Here is a 16,111-nt window from a genome sequence, read left to right on the forward strand (position 1 = left end):
CCCTGACGCCCTTGGCCCCGCCCGGGCCAGGGGCGTTCCTCAGCGCTGCACGCCGATCCACCGCCGCTTGGTGAACTCCTCCAGGTCCGACTCGTCGTGCGGGCGGCCGCCGGCGTCGTTGACGTGCACCATGCCGGAGTTGACCCGTTCGGCGAACGCCAGGCCGCGCAACGGATCGCCGGTGTAGACGGCGTTGACCAGCGCGGGGTGGCGGTTGGTCAGCGCCAGCGCCTCCTCCTCGGTGTCGACCACCGTGACGGGCGCGACGGGGCCGAAGATCTCCTCGGTGAAGGCGGGCATGTCCGGGGTCACGTCGGCCAGCACCGTCGGGTAGTAGAACAGTCCATCGTGGACACCGCCCTCGATCAGCCGCGCCCCCATGCGGATCGACGGCTCCACGATCTCGTGGTGCACCCGGTCGAGCTGGGCCTCGCTGATCATCGGGCCGAGGTCGACGCCGCCCTTGATCGGGTTGCCGACGGTGATCTTGCGCGCCACCGCGACGAGCGCGTCCAGGTACTCCAGGTAGACGGCCCGCTGCACGATGTGCCGGCTCGCGGTGATGCAGGTCTGCCCCTGGAACTCGAAGGAGTTCCCGCCGCCGCAGGCCGCGGCGGCGGCCACATCGGCGTCGTCGAGGACGACGAAAGCGTTGTCACCGCCCAGTTCCAGGCTCACCTGCCGGCCGTCGCGGGCGACGATCGCCGCCAGCTGCCGGCCGACCGGCACCGAGCCGGTGAAGTGGACCAGCGCCACGTCCGGATGCTCGGCGAGCGGCTGACCGGCCTCGGGACCGTAGCCGGTGACGAGGTTGATGAGTCCGGGCGGCGCGCCGGCCTCGTCGAACGCCTCCATCAGCAGCTGCCCGCCGCCGATCGGGGCCTGCTCGGCCGGCTTGAGCACGACGGCGTTGCCCAGGGCCAGCGCCGGCGCGATCGGGCGCATGGCCAGCACCAACGGGAAGTTCCACGGCGTGATGGCGCCGACCACGCCGAGCGGAAGCCGTTGCAGCAACACGAGTTTGTCCGGTTTGAACGGCGGCAGCACGTCGCCGGCCATGCGGTTGGCCAGCCCGGCCGACTCGTGCAGCTTGCGCACGGCGGCGGCCACCTCGCCGGCGGCCTTGGCCCGGATGCCGCCGGTCTCGCGCATCAGGACGTCGGTGAACTCGTCCTGCCGCCGAAGCAGCACGTCCGCGACGCGTCGCAGCAGCCAGGCCCGCTCGTCGGGCAGCCGCGCCGCCCACTCCCGCTGCGCGGAAACGGCGGCCGCCACGGCCCGCTGGACCTCATCGACTCCTCCGATCGCGAACCGGCCGATCTCCTCGCCGGTCGCCTTCTCGACCACCGGCTCCGTCTCGGCCGGTTCGAACACCCCGCCGATGTAGTGGGCGCCGTCGGAACGCCGTGGTGCCATGGAGCCCGTCCTCTCCGGCCGCGAAGATCGTCCCAGCTGATCACTGTAGGCGCATTCCAGCAGCTCACCGCACCCATATGCAGGATTCGGGTACACGATTGACGCACCCGCCCGGCGGGAGTAGAAAGCCTTTTCTACGGGCGGCAGCCGCCCCGGTCCGACCGCCTCGAACCCTGCGCGGAGCCGTCGGCCGCTTCCCCACGCGGTCAGGAGATGGATGCCCATGCGCTTGTCCGTGATCACCGACGAGGTCGACCCCGACTTCGACGCCGCGCTGCGGGTGTGCGAGTCGCTGGACGTCCGGGGCATCGAGGTGCGCACGATCGGCGGCCGCAACATCGTGCACCATCCGCCGGAGACGGTCCGCCGGGTGCGGGATTCCCTGGCCGCCGGCGGTTTCACCTGCCCCGTGGTGGACACACCGTTCCTCAAGACCAAGGTCGAGGAGACGGCCTGGGCCGACCTCGACCGCGGCATCGAGATCGCCGACATGCTGGGCGCGGGCATCGTGCGCCTGTTCTCCGGCCTGCGCATCGCCGAGCCGGAGACCGCGCTGCCGTGGCTGGCCGACGTGCTGGCCGAATCGAGCCGTCGGGCGGCGGGCGCGGGCCTCGCGATCGCGCTGGAGATCGAGTTCGTGTGCAACATCGCGCTGGCTCGGGAGGCCCGCGAGCTGCTGCGCTGGCTGCCGGCCGACGCCGTCGGGCTGGTGTGGGATCCCGGCAACGAGGCCAAGTTCCTGGGCCTGCGCCCCGATCCCGCCGAGTACGGGACCGTGCGGCAGGCCGTGCGGCACGTGCACGTGAAGGACTTCGACGGCGACTGGGTCAAGGTCGGCGACGGCATCGTCGACTGGGACGCGCAGCTCGCGGCGCTGGCCGGCGGCGGCTACCAGGGCTATCTCTCGATGGAGACCCACTACGCCACACCGGAGGGCGGCGCGGCCGAGGCGACCCGCGAATCGGTGGCGGCGCTGCGCGAACTGGCCGCGCGCCGGGGTGTCGACCTCTCATGACCCGGCTGGTCGTGACCGGCGTCGGCGCGAACGTCTGGCAGTTCCACTCCCCCGGCATCGCCGCGATCGACGCCACGGTGGTCGCCGTGCACGACGTCGATGCCGACCGGGCCAAGCTGGTCGCCGACGAGCTGGACTGCCCGGTGGCCGCGAGCCTCGACGAGCTGCTCGGTCACGGCGCCGACCTCGCCGTCGTGCTCGCGCCGCACCGATTCCACGCGGACCTCGTCGTGACGTGCCTCCAGGCGCGCCACCACGTGTTCGTCGAAAAACCGCTGACCGTGACGATGACCGACGCCGATCGCATGTGCGACGAGGCCGATCGCCAACAGCGGCTGCTCGCCGTCGCCTTCCAGCAACGCACCCGCACCGAGGTGATCCGCGCCCGCGAGCTGATCGCCGGCGGCGAGCTCGGCGAGCTGCAACGGGTCGACCTGCTGGCGACCTGGCCCCGCAAGTCCGGCTACTTCGACACCGCGCCGTGGCGGGGAACCTGGCGCGGCGAGGGCGGCGGCGTGCTGGTCAACCAGGGGCACCACGACCTCGACCTGCTCTGTCACGTGGTCGGCCCGCCGGCGTCCGTGCTGGCTCGGACCCGCACCGCCGTGCATCCCATCGAGACCGAGGACACGGCGGTCGCCCTCGCCGAGTGGTCAAACGGCGCGACCGGCACCATCCGCGTCTCCACGGCGGAAACCGGTGAGCAGCAACGACTAGAGGTGGTCGGCACCGGCGGCCGGCTCCGGCTGACGCCCGGCCGGCTGGAGTTCTGGCGCAACGCCGAGGACTTCCGCGACTACGCCGCCGCGCCGGGCGACCCATACGCCGCGCCGAGGATCGACACCGTGGAGACGCTGACCGGCCGGGACGGCCGGCACGTGCAGCTCTACCAGAACCTGGTGGCCGCCATCGCCGGCGAGCGGGAGCTCGTCGCCGCCGGCCGCAGCGCAGCGCTGACCACCGAACTCGCCGCCGCCCTGATCATGTCCGGACGGCTCAGACGCGAGGTGTCGCTGCCGGTCGACCGCGCCGGCTACGACGAACTGCTGCTCGAACTCGCGGCACGATAACCGTCCGAAGTGGAGGAAGTGAGCCTGATGAGGATGCAGCGCAGGCGATTTCGCGCGGCGCTCGGCCTGGCGCTGGCGGCGGCCCTGATGGCCGCCGGCGGCTGCGGGAGCTCGGACGCCGGCGGCTCGGGCGGCAAGACGGTGCTGACGGAGTGGGACTACTTCGGCTACTCGCCGGCCTCGGACTCCGCGATGAAGCTGCTGATCAGCAAGTTCGAGCTGTCGCACCCCAACGTCACCATCCAGCGGACCACCATCGGCTTCGCCGATTTCCGCACGAAGCTGTTGCAGGCGGCCGCCACCGGCAGCTACCCGGACATCGCGGCGATCGACAACTCGGACGTGTCGGCCTTCGCGAACCAGGGCGTGCTGACCGACGTGTCGGACAAGATGCAGAGCTGGCCCGAGCTGAAGAACTACTTCGACGCGGTGGTGCAGAGCGTCAAGGTGGGCCCGAGGTTCTACGGGGTCCCGTTCCGCAACAACACCACCGCGCTCTGGTACGACAAGGACCTGCTGACGCAGGCCGGTATCGCCGGGCCGCCGACCACGTGGGAAGAACTGCGTGACGACGCCAGGAAGCTGACCACCGACAAGCACGCCGGCTTCTGCTTCGCCGCCGCCCCGACCGAGGAGGGCACGTTCACCTTCCTGCCGTTCCTGTGGCAGGCCGGCGGCGACATCAACACCATCGACCAGCACCCCACGGTCGACGCGCTGAACTTCGTGAACACGCTGGTGAACGTGGACAAGAGCGCGCCGAAGTCGGTGCTGCAATGGGGCCAGTCCGATGTGGGCGAGCAGTTCGGCTCCGGACTGTGCGCGATGATGGTGGACGGCCCGTGGGTGCTGGGTTCGGTGCAGAGCGCCAAGTTCGCTTGGGACGTCGCGCCATGGCCGGCCGGTCCGAAGGGCACGGCCTCGCCGCTGGGCGGCGAGGTGTGGACGATCGGCAAGAACACCGAGCACGCCGACGCGGCCTGGGACGCGGTGAGCTGGCTGGCCGATCCGGCCGACAACCCCAAGGAGATCAACGAGAGCCTGGGCAACATCCCCAACCGCACGAACACCGTGGACGACCCGGCGGCGAACTGGAACCCGATCGTCAAGACGTTCGCCGCCCAGATGGCCACCGCCCACCCGCGCGGCATCTACGGCGACAAGTACACCCAGATCTCGCAGGCGATCTGGACCATGGAGCAGGCCGTGCTGGCCGGCACCAAGAACGCGACGGACGCGGCCGCCGACGGCAGCAAGCAGATCAAGGCCCTGGTCGGCGGTTGATGCGCACCGATCCCCTGGTCACCCGGTGGTCCGGCGAACTGCTGCCGGCCACCGGGTTCTCGTGGTGGCGGCTGCGGCGATCGCTGACCGGCTACCTGTTCGTGCTGCCGGCGGTCGTGTTCCTCGGCGCGCTGCTGGCGTACCCGCTGGTGTTCAATCTCGTGCTGTCCTTTCAGGACCGAACGCTGGGCAACCTGTTCCACGGGGCGACGCCGTGGGTGGGGTTCGCCAACTACGAGACCGCCTTCGCGGACCCACAGTTCGGCTCCGCCGCCTGGCATTCGGTCGTCTTCACGGTCAGCGCCGTCGCGCTGCAACTGGTCATCGCCCTTGCGCTGGCGCTGCTCTACGCCAAGTCCTTCCCCGGCGCGAAGGTGATGCGTTCGCTCTACCTCACCGGCTACGCCATCCCGATCGTGGTGAGCGCGCAGGTGTTCCGCTGGTTGCTGGACGGCCGGTCCGGGCTGGTGAACTGGGTGCTCGGCGGCCTCGGCCTGGAGAGCTCCCCCACGTACTGGCTGTCCGACACCGGCCTCGCGCTGCCGGCGCTGATCCTCGTGCAGGTGTGGCTGGGCATCCCGTTCACGCTGGTCAACCTGCTCTCGGGCCTGGTCGGCATCCCCCGCGAGCTGTACGAGGCGGCGGCCATCGACGGCGCCGGCCCGTGGACGCGGTTCCGGTACGTCACCTGGCCACTGCTGCGGCCGACCTTCGCCGCCTCCGCCGTGCTCAGCCTGATCTTCACGTTCAAGAGCTTCGACCTGGTGTGGATCGCCACCCAGGGCGGCCCGGCCGGCGCCTCGGACATCCTGCCCACCCTGGCCTACCGCTCGGTGTTCCTGGAGTTCCTGTTCGGCAAGGGAGCCGCCGTGTTGAACATCGTGTTCGTGGTGCTGTTCGGGCTGGCCGTGCTGTACCTGCTGACGACCCGCCGCGAGGAGGCCGAGGCGTGACCCGCCGGCTGCCGTTCGTGGTGGGCCTGGTGCTGGTCGCCGCCTACCTGTTCCCGGTGTACTGGATGATCACCGCGTCGTTCAAGTCCGACGCCGACATCCGTGCCGTGCCACCGCAGCTGATCCCGCTCGCGCCGACGCCGGCCACCTGGACGTCCCGGATCTTCGGCGATCCCCGGGTGCTGCACTACGTCCTGAACAGCGCCATCGTGGCCACCGGCACCATGATCCTGTCCGTGGCGCTGGCGGCGCCGGCCGCGTATGCCCTGGCACGGCACCGGATCCGCGGCCGGTCGGTGATCCTGTTCTTCTGCCTGAGCAGCCTGATGTTCCCGTCGATCATGCTGGCCACCCCGCTGTTCGTGATCTTCAGCCGGCTGCACCTGACCGACAGCTACCTCGGGCTGATCCTCGCCGACACCACGCTCGCCCTGCCGTACGCGATCGTGCTGCTGCGCCCGACCTTCGCCACCATCCCCCGCGAACTGGTCGAGGCCGCCACCATCGACGGCTGCTCCCCGGTCCGCACCTTCCTCCAGGTCGCGCTGCCGCTGGCCAAGCCGGGTGTGGCGACGGTGGCCGTGCTGAGTTTCCTGTGGGGCTGGGGCGATCTGGTGTTCGCCCTGACGCTGGCCACCGACGACTCCAAGCGGCTGGTCACCACCGGCCTGTGGGGCTTCTTCGGCGCGAACACCAGCGACTGGAGCGGCGCGATGGCGTTCTCCACCGTCGGCATGGCCGTGCCGCTGGTGGTGTTCCTGTTGTCGCAACGGTTCGTGGTGTCCGGCGTGACCTCCGGCGGCCTCAAGGGCTGACCGACACCGGCGCCGCCACGCCCCGCAGCAGCCGCGCGACCTCGGTGCGCAGTTCGACGAACGTCTCCGACTCGCGGGTCGTGATCTGGTCCCGCTCGGCGGGCAGGTGCACCGGCAGGTCGGCGAGCAGCCGGGCCGGCGAGGAGGAAAGAACCAGCACCCGGTCGCCCAGGTAGACGCTCTCGTCGATGTCGTGGGTGACGAGCAGCATGGTGGTGCCCTGCTCGGCATGCACGCGCAGCAGCAGGTCTTCCAGCTCGAAACGGGTCTGCGCGTCGACGGAGGCGAACGGCTCGTCCAGCAGCAGCAACGCCGGGCGATACGCCAGCGCTCGCGCCAAGGCGACTCGCTGTTGCATGCCACCGGAAAGCTGTTGCGGATGCTTGTGGGCGGCGTCCGCGAGCCCGACCTGCTTCAGCGCCGACCAGGCCAGCTCCCGGCGCTCGGCCCGGGTGGCGCGCCCACGCAGCGGAAACTCCACATTGGACTGTACGGTCAGCCACGGGAACAGCGACCGGCTGTAGTCCTGGAACACCACCGCAAGCTCCTCGGGCACGCCCCGCACCGGCGAGCCGTGCAGCAGCACCTCACCGCCGGTCGGCGCGATCAGGCCGGCGACCGCCCGCAGCAGCGTGGACTTGCCGCAGCCCGAGGGCCCGACGATGCACGACAGCTCGCCACCGTCCACAGTGAACGACAGCGAGTCGACGGCGGCGTGCCCGCCACGGTAGACATGTCTCAACCCGGCCAACTCAAGCATGGTCGACAAGTTGTCCTCCTTCAACGGCCTGATGCCACGCCAGCGCGCGCCGTTCCACGGCGAGCAGCACGGTGTTGAGGGTGTAGCCGAGCACGCCGACCATCACCACCACCGCCCACATCTGGGCGAAGTCGAACTGGTCCCGCGCGTCCTGGAGCTCGCCGCCGAGCCCGCCGTTGGCGGCGAACAGCTCGGCCACCACCATCAGCGTCACCGACTGGGACAGGCTCACCCGGAGCCCGGCGAAGATCTTGGGCAGCGCCGCCGGCAGCACGATGCCGACCAGCCGCCGCACGGCCGGTATCTGAAACGCCCGCGCGGTGTCCAGCTGAACCCGGTCCACCGTGTGGACACCGTCCACAGTGTTCAGCAGCACCGCCCACACCGCGCCGAACAGGATCACCGCGACCACCATCTGCGACCCCAACCGGCACAGCAGCACGAACACCGGCACCAGCGCCGGCAGCGGCAGCGACCGGAAGAACGCGAACACCGGGCCGGTGTAGTCGAGCAATCGCCGGGACAGACCGAGGGCGGTGCCCAGCACCACGCCGGCGAGCACCGCGAGCCACCAGCCGCCGAGGAGCCGACCGATGCTCGGCAACAGCGAGTCCAGGGCGTCTTGGCTGAGGAACAGGGTGCTCGCGCTGCCGGAGAACCACATCTGCCGCGCGGCGGCGAGAATCTCCAGTGGCGGCGGGAAGTACGGGTGGTCGATGGCGGCGGTGACGAGTTGCCACCACGTCACCAGGGCGAGGAGGACTCCCCAGCGCAACAGGAATCGCTGCGGCCGGGTCACGCCGCACCCCAGTCGAAGTAGTTGCGGTGCAGGCGTTCCAGGCCGGCGTTGATCACGTAGCCGAGCACGCCGGCGACCACCACCCCGGCCAGCACCCGGTCCATGCGGGTGGCCCCGCTGGCCGCGGCGAGGATGAACTGGCCGATGCCGCCGCTGGCCCCGGTGAGCATCTCCGCGCTGATCACCACCGCCAGCCCGATCGCCGCCGACAGCCGCACGCCGGTCAGCACGAACGGCGCCACGCTCGGCAGCGCGACCTCGGTGAGCACCCGCACCCGGCCCGCGCCGAACGCGCGGGCGGTGTCCACATGCAACGGTTCGATCTCGTCGAAGGCGTAGATGGTGTTGAACAGGATGGGCCACAGCCCGGCGAACACCGCCAGGCCGATCTTGGTCGCCGGCCCGCCGCCGACGGCCACCACGAGCAGCGGCACCAACGCGACGGCGGGGATCGGCCGCAGAAACTCCACCACCGTACGGCTGGCGACGCGCAGCCACGGCACGCTCGCCAGCAACAACCCGGCCGGCACCGCGATCCCGGTGGCCACCGCCAGGGCGATGGCCCAGGACAGCACCGTCGCCACGACCGCCAACTGAAACCCCGGATCGGTCAGCATCGCGAGCAACTGCGGCAACACGACCGACGGCGGCGGCAGGTACTCGGCCGGCACCGCGCCGGCGCGCACCGCCGCCTCCCACCCGAGCAGCAGGAGGACGATGCCGGCCAGGCCCCGCACCTCAGCCCAGTTCCGGCAGGATCATCGGCTTGATGTCGAACTTGTCGCTGATCAGCCCGAACTGCTGCATCAGGTCCGGCACCCGCTGGAGCCGGGTGGGGTCCGCGGAGATCGGGTACGTGGGCAGGTGGATCACCGGCGCGATGTCGGGCTGCACGTTGGCGTTGTCCACCATGGTCTGCTTGACCTCGGTGTCGCCGTGCTGGGTGGCGGCCTCGGTCTGGGCCTTGCGGATCGCCCGCTGGAACGCGGCCACGGTCTTGGGCCGCTCCTTGGTCGTCTGCTCGGTGGCCATGTAGCCGGACAGCGGGATCCCGTCCAGCGCACCGGTGAGCGGCTGGAACACGGTGGTGACGCCGGCCTGCGCCTGAGCGATCGTCACGTACGGCTCGGCGAAGAAGGCGGCGTCGATCTCGCCGCTCTCCAGCTTGGGCAGCATGTCGGCGAAGCCGATCTGCTTCCACTGCACGGTGTTCCAGTCCACCTTGGCCGCGCGCAGGCCGGCCATCACGGCCAGGTCGGCCATCGTGCCGCGGGCGGTGACGGCGATCCGCTTGCCCTTGAGGTCCTCGGCGCGGGTCAGCGGCGAGCCCTTCTTGACCACGACGGCGGTGGTGTCCGGCTTGGCCGCCGAGGCATCGGCCACCACCCGCAGGTTCTGCTTGCCCTTGGTCTTCAGCTGCGCCTGCACCAGCACCGGGTAGGTGGCGAAGCCGAAGTCGGCGTCGCCGCCGAAGACGCTGCTGATCACGTCCGGGCCGCTGGGCTTGTTGACCAGGGTGACGTCGAGTCCCTCGGCGGCGAAGTAGCCGTTCTTCTTGGCCAGCCACAGCGGTCCGACGTCGGTGCAGGGGATCAGCGATACGTTGATCTTGGATTTCTCCAGGGTCTGGTCGCCGGCCGCCTTCACCTGCGTGGTCGAGCCGCCGCCCAGCAGGCTGCACCCGGAGTCCACCGCGGCCACCGCGGCCGCGGCCGTCACCGACAGGAACAGCCGCCGCGACCAGGGCGTTGCGCTCATTCGATCTTTCTCCTCCCCGCTCGGGGGTAGAATTCACAATTAACTGTGATGCGGATCACCGACCGCACAGCAGGGGACTCTAGCGACCCCCGCAATACCGCCGAACATGCGGCCCCGACGGCCGCCGGCCGCAAATCATGCTGTTCCGGGCACCGATTGACGCCGTCCCGACGCACCGGTTTACGCCGAAGCGCGCAGGCGGTTATCCGATAGCCAAAAAGACACCGAAGCAGCCGTCGCGTCCATGCGGGTGAATTCACCGAAGGCGATCATCGCCAAGAGCGAGGCCGACCCCGTTCGAAAAACCCCGCCGGGCTGCCGAAACGGTTTGGTCCTTGTCGACGCAAACTGCGACAGGAACGGCGCACGTCGCCGCGAAGTCACCCGGGCGAGCGTCAACACCGGCTCTTCGGCTGTGTTAAGAAGCTTCGGTGCAATTGCATCCGGCGATCGCAAGGCCGCCGGGAGCGGATCGTCAACTGTCGACAATAGTTCGCGCCTACGACCCTCGAACTCCGATTCGCCTGCCGGGTCCTTGTTCGGTTGACCAGGGGAGCGTGTGGAAGTGTCCGAGCCACAGCGTCGGGACACCGAAGACGAGCCGGGCGGTCGTCGCCGGCCCGCCCGGCCGGTGACGGGACGACGACCCGGGCCCGGTGGCTCGGCCGGCGGGCGATGGCGGCTGCGGAACTGGCGGCTGCGCACCAAGGTCGGCGCCGTGCTGCTGGTGCCGACCATCGCGGCGCTGGTGCTGGGCGGCCTGCGGGTGCAGACCGAGATCGACAACGCCAACAACTTCCACCGCACGGTGGCCCAGGTCGACGTGGCCAAGCAGCTCACCGAGGTGGTCCACCAGCTGCAGAGGGAACGCGAGCTGATGGTCGTCGGCGCCGGCGCGGCCAGCTCGGCCGCCGGCAGTCCGCTGGCCGTGCAACTGGACCGCACCAACAACGCGATCACCGACCTGCGGTCCGCGGTGGCCGGGCTGAACCTGCCCGACGCCGGCAGCATGGACCGCTACACCCGCGCCGTGGACGGCCTGAGCACGCTGACCACGCTGCGCGTGCTGGCCCAGCGCGGCGTCTACCCCGACTCCGCGCTGTTCACCGAGTACACGTCGGTGATCGACTCGCTGGTGCAGGTCGGCCGGGAGGTCAGCGCGGCCGCCGGCAGCCAGGAGCTCTCCCGCGCCAGCACCGCCGCCCAGACGCTGGGCCAGGCCAAGGAGCAGATCGCCCAGCTCGACTCGCTGCTCCGGATCGCCGCGGCCAACAACTCGTTCCAGTCCGCGCTCAACCAGGACCTGGCGCGCGCGGCCAACGCCGCGTTCACGGCGTCCATCGCGGACTTCACCGCGGTCGCCACCACCCAGGAGCGCCAGCAGTTCAGCGACGGCTACTCCGGCGCCGACGTCGACGCCGACCACCTCACCGAGCAGTCCGCGCTGCTCACCGACAGCCCGAACGCGCCGCTGAACATCGACATCCCGGCGTTCACGGCGACCAGCGACACCGCCAACGACAAGCTGCACAAGGTCGAGCTGGGCCTGATCAGCCAGCTGCGGTCGCAGGCGACCGCGCTGGCCAACGACGCCGCCGCCTCGGCCGGCCGGGACATCGCCGCCCTGCTGGGCACGCTGATGATCGCGCTCGGTCTGATGCTGGTGGTGGCGTGGTCGCTGCTCACGCCGCTGCGCCGGCTCCGCCTGGAGGCCCTGGACATCGCGCACGTCCGGCTGCCGCAGACGCTCAAGCGCATCCTCGCCGACCCCGACCCCGTGCAGGCGTCGAAGAACGCGGTCGACCCGGTGTCGGTGTTCAGCCGCGAGGAGATCGGCCAGCTGGCCCGGGCCTTCGACGTGGTGCAGGACCAGGCCGTGCGGATGGCCACCGACCAGGCCGTGCTGCGCGACAACGTGAACGCGATCTTCGTCAACCTGTCCCGGCGCAGCCAGGCACTGGTCGAGCGGCAGCTGTGCGAGCTGGACCGGCTGGAGCAGAACGAGCAGGATCCCGACCAGCTGGCCCGCTTCTTCGTGCTGGACCACCTGGCCACCCGGATGCGCCGCAACAGCGAGAACCTGATCATCCTGTCCGGCACCGGGCTGACCAAGCACATGGTCCGGCCGCTGCCGCTGGCCGAGCTGATCGGCGCGGCGATCTCCGAGGTGGAGCACTACGCCCGGGTCAAGGCGACCGGACTGCCGACCGTGCTGGTGCACGGCCGGGCGGTCAAGGACCTGGTGCACCTCATCGCCGAGCTGCTGGACAACGCCACCACGTACTCCGAGGCGTCGACGACCGTGACGATCGCGGCCCGCACGCTGCGCGGCGGCCAGCTGGCGATGCAGATCTCCGACTGCGGCATGGGCATGACCGCCGAGGAGCTCGACGCCGCCAACCAGCGGCTCGCCGACCCGCCCGCCTTCGACGTGACGGTGGCCCGCCGGATGGGCCTGTACGTGGTCGCGCGCCTGGCCCAGCGGCACAACATCCGGGTCCGGCTGCGCAACGGCGACTTCATCGAGGGCGGCACCAAGGCCGTCATCACCGTGCCGGCCGACCTGCTCGCGCCGCCGCGCGAGGAGGAGACGCCGGCGCTCACGGCCGCGCCGCGTCGGCGTGTGCTCGAGGAGACCCAGCCCGGCGACGTGCCGATCCCCCGACAGAGCCAGAACGGCAGCAGCAGCCTGTTCCGCAAGCCGCCCGACGAGGCCGAGGTCGAGCCGCCGCCGGTCAGGAAGGACCCGGAGCCCGAGCCGACCCTGCGGCTGCCGATCTACGAGGAAGTCCTGTCCCGCTGGTTCCAGCCCGTCGAGCCGGTCGACGAGTGGCCGGTGGACGAGCCGGACGCGCCGCCGCTGCCGGACCTGCCGGCCGCCGTCGAGGTCGGCGTGCCGGTCAAGTCGCCGGAGCCGGTCAACCGGCACGAGCTGCCGGGCCGGCCGTGGAACTCGCCGGCCGACGAGGGCTGGCTGACCGTGCGGACCCGGCTCAGCGGCCCCGCCGGCGACCAGCTCACCCCGGTCGGCCTGCCCAAACGCGTGCCGAACAAGCACCTGGTGCCCGGCTCGGCCGCGCCGCGCAGCGCGCCGCCGGACGTGCAGGAGACCCGGCCGCCGCAGTTCCCCGAGCGGTCCCCGGAGACGACCCGCAGCCGGCTGGCCGGCTTCCAGCGCGGGCTCGGCCGGGCGCGCCGGCACGCGCTGGACAGCGAGTCGGACGACATGGCCCCAAACGGCATGGCGGCGGCCGAGCACCGCAGCTGACGGACAGGAGCGTAAGCAGGCATGACCAACCAGGAACCCGGCGACTTCGGCTGGTTCATCACGGACTTCGTGCGCCGCGTGCCCGAGGTGGCGCACGCCGTGGTGGTGTCCGCCGACGGCCTGCTGCTGGCCGGCTCGCACGCGCTGCCGACCGACCGGGCCGAGCAGGTGTCGACCGTGGCCAGCGGGCTGGTCAGCCTGGCCAAGGGCGCGGCCCGGTGCTTCGAGATGGGCGAGGTGGTGCAGACGATCGTCGAGATGCGGCAGGGCTACCTGTTCCTGATGTCGATCAGCGACGGGTCGTGCCTGGCCGTGCTGGCCGCGCCGACCTGCGAGATGGACGTCGTCGCGTACGAGATGTCCATGCTGGTGGAGCGGATGGCGACGCGGTTGACGCCGGAGCTGCGGGCACAGCTGGCGGCGGCCGCGGTACACGACTGAGGGTGCGGGCCGGAAGGTCATTGAGTCGCCGCGGCCTCCCGCTGCCTGGCCCGCTGCTTGAGCAGCCAGCCGATCAGGGGGCCGAGCGTGAGGGCGATGGCCAGCGTGCCCGGGCCGGCGGTGCCGGTGTGGATGGCCTGCACCGGGTCGGCCAGCACCAGGCCCAGCGCGAGCACGCCCAGCTCCAGGCTCGTGCGGACGGCGCGAACGCTCCAGCCCCACCTCGCGCAGGCGCCGGTCATCAGGCCGTCGCGGGCGCCGGGGCCTAGGCCGGCCTGGATCACCAGCGCGGTGCCGAGGGAGAAGACGCCGATGCCGCCGGCCAGCAGCGCCGCGCGCGGGGCGAGGTCCGCCGGCACCGGTACCACCGAAAGCACCAAGTCGCAGCAGACGCCCGGCAGGAAGGTTGTAGCCAACGTGCCGAGGCCGGGCCGCTGCTTGAGCGGCCACCAGAACAGCAGCACCAGCAGCGAGACACCGATGATCACGGTGCCCGGCGACACGCCGAGCAGCCTGGCCAGCGCCAGGTGCAGCACGTCCCAGGGCTGCGCGCCCAGCCGCGCGCGGATCATCAAGGCCAGGCCGGCGCCCATCGAGGACGCGCCGGTGATCACTCTCGACAGCCGCCAGGCCAGCGTGAGCAGGCTTTTTCGGGGTGGCAGCGAAATGGTCGGGCGCGGTGGGCGACGGGGCGCGGCCAGGCACTGAGAGCGATGGACGGGCCGGGGTCGCCGGCCCATTCGCCGTGGGTCCGGGGGCGGCCGCAGTCCTAGACACGCCCTGGATACCGGAACGGCTGGAATTCGACTGTTGTCCATGTCACGTATTTGTCGATTTTCCTCCATCACGGACCCCACCCTCCTCGCGCCCCCAGGAAACGCCCTCAGTTTCAACGACAGCCGCCGCCGCGCAAATAGCCAAAAAGGGGGAATGCTCCGACGAATTTCCGACGCCGGTGCACGTGCACGTGCAGCGCGCCATTTCCGCTGGACAGCGGGGGTCGTTCGAAAAGGATCACCGCACCGGGGGCCGGTCCCCCGACAGTCGGAAGTCCAACTGACATTGCCGGCTGCAGTTACCCGAGGCAAGTCTCCCATGCAATTTCACGACGCAATCCCGGGCGTTCCCGGGGCCGCAATCAGATGCTCCCGGACCAGTGCGCGGCAGTCCGTCGCCCAGGCGACGGCGATCCGGGCATGGTCGCGGCGGGCTTCGGACAGGTCGGCATCGGCGGCGTTGGCTCGTTCGGTGTCGATGAGCCGGGTCTGCCGCTCGACCATCGCCGCGACGACCAGCTCGAGGTCGAGGCCCCCGTAGCCGTCGCACAGCTCCCTCAGGTGGGCCACCTGGTCGGCGACCGGCACGTTGCCCACGGTCTGGATGCACCAGGTCCAGGCCTGGTACGCCACGTCGTCGAGCCGGTCCCCCGGCGCGCAGCCCGTCCAGTCGATGAAGGCGACCGGCCGGCCGTCCTGGAAGATCGTGTTGAACGGGCCCGGATCGCCGTGCACGACGCACTCCCGGCCGCCGGCCAGCCGATGGCCCGCCGTGGCGTCGTGGAGGCGGCGAAGCATCGCCCCGCCCTGTCGGTAGGCACCCTCGGCTCGCTGTGACGGGTGGTCGGTTGTGCGCCCCGGGACGTAAGTGAGGATGTCCCGGCCCCTGTCGTCGACACCCCGGAAGCGCGGGGCGTGCGGGTAGCCCACCGCCTCGAGGTGGCGCAGAACCTGCTCGGCGAAGGGCGATCCGGACCGGCGCGTGCGCCGGACGGTGTCGCCGACGCGGACCACCTCCGCCGTGTCGTGCCCACCGGCCAACGGCTCTTCCGTCTCATCAGCACCAGTAGTCACATCCTCATGATCAGTGAGCCGCCGCTTCAGGACCACCGAGATCACCGCCCCGCACACCAGCGCGGCGACCAGCCCCCACAGCGCGATCCCGCTCAGCCACGTCTCCACCGCCGCCCCCACGTAGTGGACGAGGGCGGCGGTGCCGGTCGCCCACACGATCCCGCCGAGCGCGTTCGCGACGAGGAACCGCCGGTACGGCATGCGCAACGCGCCGGCCAGCGGCCCGGCGAGGATCCGCAGCAGCAGGATGAAGCGGCCGAGGAACACCGCCCACATCCCCCACCGCTCGAACGCCCGCTCCGCGCCGGCGAGGTGCCTCGGTCCGAAGTGCCGCGGGAACCTCCGTCCGGCCCACGCCAGCAGCGGCCGGCCGCCCCGGCGGCCGATCGTGTACCCGATCGAATCGCCGACGATCGCCCCCGCGGCGGCGCAGGCGGCGACCAGCTCCCAGCTCACCCCCGGCCGCAGCGTCAGCAGGGCGGCGCCGACCAGGGCGAACTCCCCCGGCATGGGAATGCCCAGGCTCTCGATCATGATGATCAGGGCGACGGAGACGTACACCGCCCACGGCGGCACGGTCGAGATCCAGTGGGTGATCAACTCGCTCACGTCACCGAGCGTAGGCAGCGCTGGTCGCCGGCCACATCGAACTTTCGCGACACGACGCCACCGACTTTGGTAG

Annotated in this window: 14 protein-coding genes; 7 read left to right on the forward strand and 7 right to left on the reverse strand. The window is 70.9% G+C overall.

Going from position 1 to position 16,111, the window contains the following annotated elements; genetic code table 11:
• Positions 1–39 precede the first annotated feature (39 nt).
• A complete protein-coding gene (locus tag BCF44_RS35370) occupies positions 40–1,416 on the reverse strand; it encodes an aldehyde dehydrogenase family protein (protein ID WP_170217914.1) in 1,377 nt (458 codons plus the stop codon).
• Between the two features lie 223 nt (positions 1,417–1,639).
• Between BCF44_RS35370 and BCF44_RS35375 the strand changes: the two genes are divergently transcribed.
• From BCF44_RS35375 to BCF44_RS35395, 5 genes are read left to right on the forward strand one after another with little or no spacing between them, the layout of a single operon-like run.
• Positions 1,640–2,431: a sugar phosphate isomerase/epimerase family protein gene (locus BCF44_RS35375; protein WP_170217915.1), complete on the forward strand. Its 792-nt coding sequence runs from the start codon at positions 1,640–1,642 to the stop codon at positions 2,429–2,431.
• A complete protein-coding gene (locus BCF44_RS35380) occupies positions 2,428–3,501 on the forward strand; it encodes a Gfo/Idh/MocA family protein (protein ID WP_116178779.1) in 1,074 nt (357 codons plus the stop codon). Before BCF44_RS35375 ends, BCF44_RS35380 begins: the two co-directional genes overlap by 4 nt.
• Positions 3,502–3,534: 33 nt before the next feature.
• The gene (locus BCF44_RS35385) at positions 3,535–4,785 is read left to right on the forward strand and encodes an ABC transporter substrate-binding protein (RefSeq protein ID WP_170217916.1); all 1,251 of its coding nucleotides are present in this window, start codon (positions 3,535–3,537) and stop codon (positions 4,783–4,785) included.
• Positions 4,785–5,738 carry a carbohydrate ABC transporter permease gene (locus tag BCF44_RS35390; protein WP_116178781.1) on the forward strand — a complete coding sequence of 318 codons (954 nt, stop codon included), beginning with the start codon at positions 4,785–4,787 and terminating at the stop codon, positions 5,736–5,738. Before BCF44_RS35385 ends, BCF44_RS35390 begins: the two co-directional genes overlap by 1 nt.
• Entirely contained in the window at positions 5,735–6,553 is an 819-nt protein-coding gene (locus BCF44_RS35395) for a carbohydrate ABC transporter permease (RefSeq protein WP_116178782.1), read from the forward strand. The genes BCF44_RS35390 and BCF44_RS35395 overlap by 4 nt, the downstream gene beginning before the upstream one ends.
• Here the strand turns inward: BCF44_RS35395 and BCF44_RS35400 are convergent.
• The 4 genes from BCF44_RS35400 to BCF44_RS35415 are packed head-to-tail and all read right to left on the reverse strand — an operon-like array spanning position 6,543 to position 9,870.
• Positions 6,543–7,322, reverse strand: a complete 780-nt coding sequence (locus BCF44_RS35400) for an ABC transporter ATP-binding protein (RefSeq protein ID WP_116178783.1) — start codon at positions 7,320–7,322, stop codon at positions 6,543–6,545. The two genes, BCF44_RS35395 and BCF44_RS35400, sit on opposite strands and share 11 nt — an antisense overlap.
• Complete coding sequence (locus BCF44_RS35405) at positions 7,306–8,112, reverse strand: ABC transporter permease (RefSeq protein ID WP_116178784.1); 807 nt, start codon at positions 8,110–8,112, stop codon at positions 7,306–7,308. The genes BCF44_RS35400 and BCF44_RS35405 overlap by 17 nt, the downstream gene beginning before the upstream one ends.
• Positions 8,109–8,849: an ABC transporter permease gene (locus tag BCF44_RS35410; protein WP_246015940.1), complete on the reverse strand. Its 741-nt coding sequence runs from the start codon at positions 8,847–8,849 to the stop codon at positions 8,109–8,111. The genes BCF44_RS35405 and BCF44_RS35410 overlap by 4 nt, the downstream gene beginning before the upstream one ends.
• Before the next feature lies 1 nt (position 8,850).
• A complete protein-coding gene (locus BCF44_RS35415; protein ID WP_116178785.1) occupies positions 8,851–9,870 on the reverse strand; it encodes an ABC transporter substrate-binding protein in 1,020 nt (339 codons plus the stop codon).
• Between the two features lie 565 nt (positions 9,871–10,435).
• Between BCF44_RS35415 and BCF44_RS35420 the strand changes: the two genes are divergently transcribed.
• Both BCF44_RS35420 and BCF44_RS35425 read left to right on the forward strand, forming a co-directional pair.
• The gene (locus BCF44_RS35420; protein WP_147328752.1) at positions 10,436–13,138 is read left to right on the forward strand and encodes a sensor histidine kinase; all 2,703 of its coding nucleotides are present in this window, start codon (positions 10,436–10,438) and stop codon (positions 13,136–13,138) included.
• Between the two features lie 21 nt (positions 13,139–13,159).
• Positions 13,160–13,579, forward strand: coding sequence for a roadblock/LC7 domain-containing protein (locus tag BCF44_RS35425; protein WP_116178787.1), 420 nt, complete (start codon positions 13,160–13,162; stop codon positions 13,577–13,579).
• A 17-nt stretch (positions 13,580–13,596) separates the two neighbouring features.
• Here the strand turns inward: BCF44_RS35425 and BCF44_RS35430 are convergent, their stop codons facing one another.
• Both BCF44_RS35430 and BCF44_RS59000 read right to left on the reverse strand, forming a co-directional pair.
• A complete protein-coding gene (locus BCF44_RS35430) occupies positions 13,597–14,193 on the reverse strand; it encodes a YczE/YyaS/YitT family protein (protein ID WP_116178788.1) in 597 nt (198 codons plus the stop codon).
• A 489-nt stretch (positions 14,194–14,682) separates the two neighbouring features.
• Positions 14,683–16,038 (reverse strand): VTT domain-containing protein, encoded by a 1,356-nt coding sequence (locus tag BCF44_RS59000; protein ID WP_342775682.1) that lies wholly within the window; start codon positions 16,036–16,038, stop codon positions 14,683–14,685.
• Between the last annotated feature and the right edge of the window lie 73 nt (positions 16,039–16,111).

It is taken from the genome of Kutzneria buriramensis (genome assembly GCF_003387475.1).
GTDB classification, from domain to species: domain Bacteria; phylum Actinomycetota; class Actinomycetes; order Mycobacteriales; family Pseudonocardiaceae; genus Kutzneria; species Kutzneria buriramensis.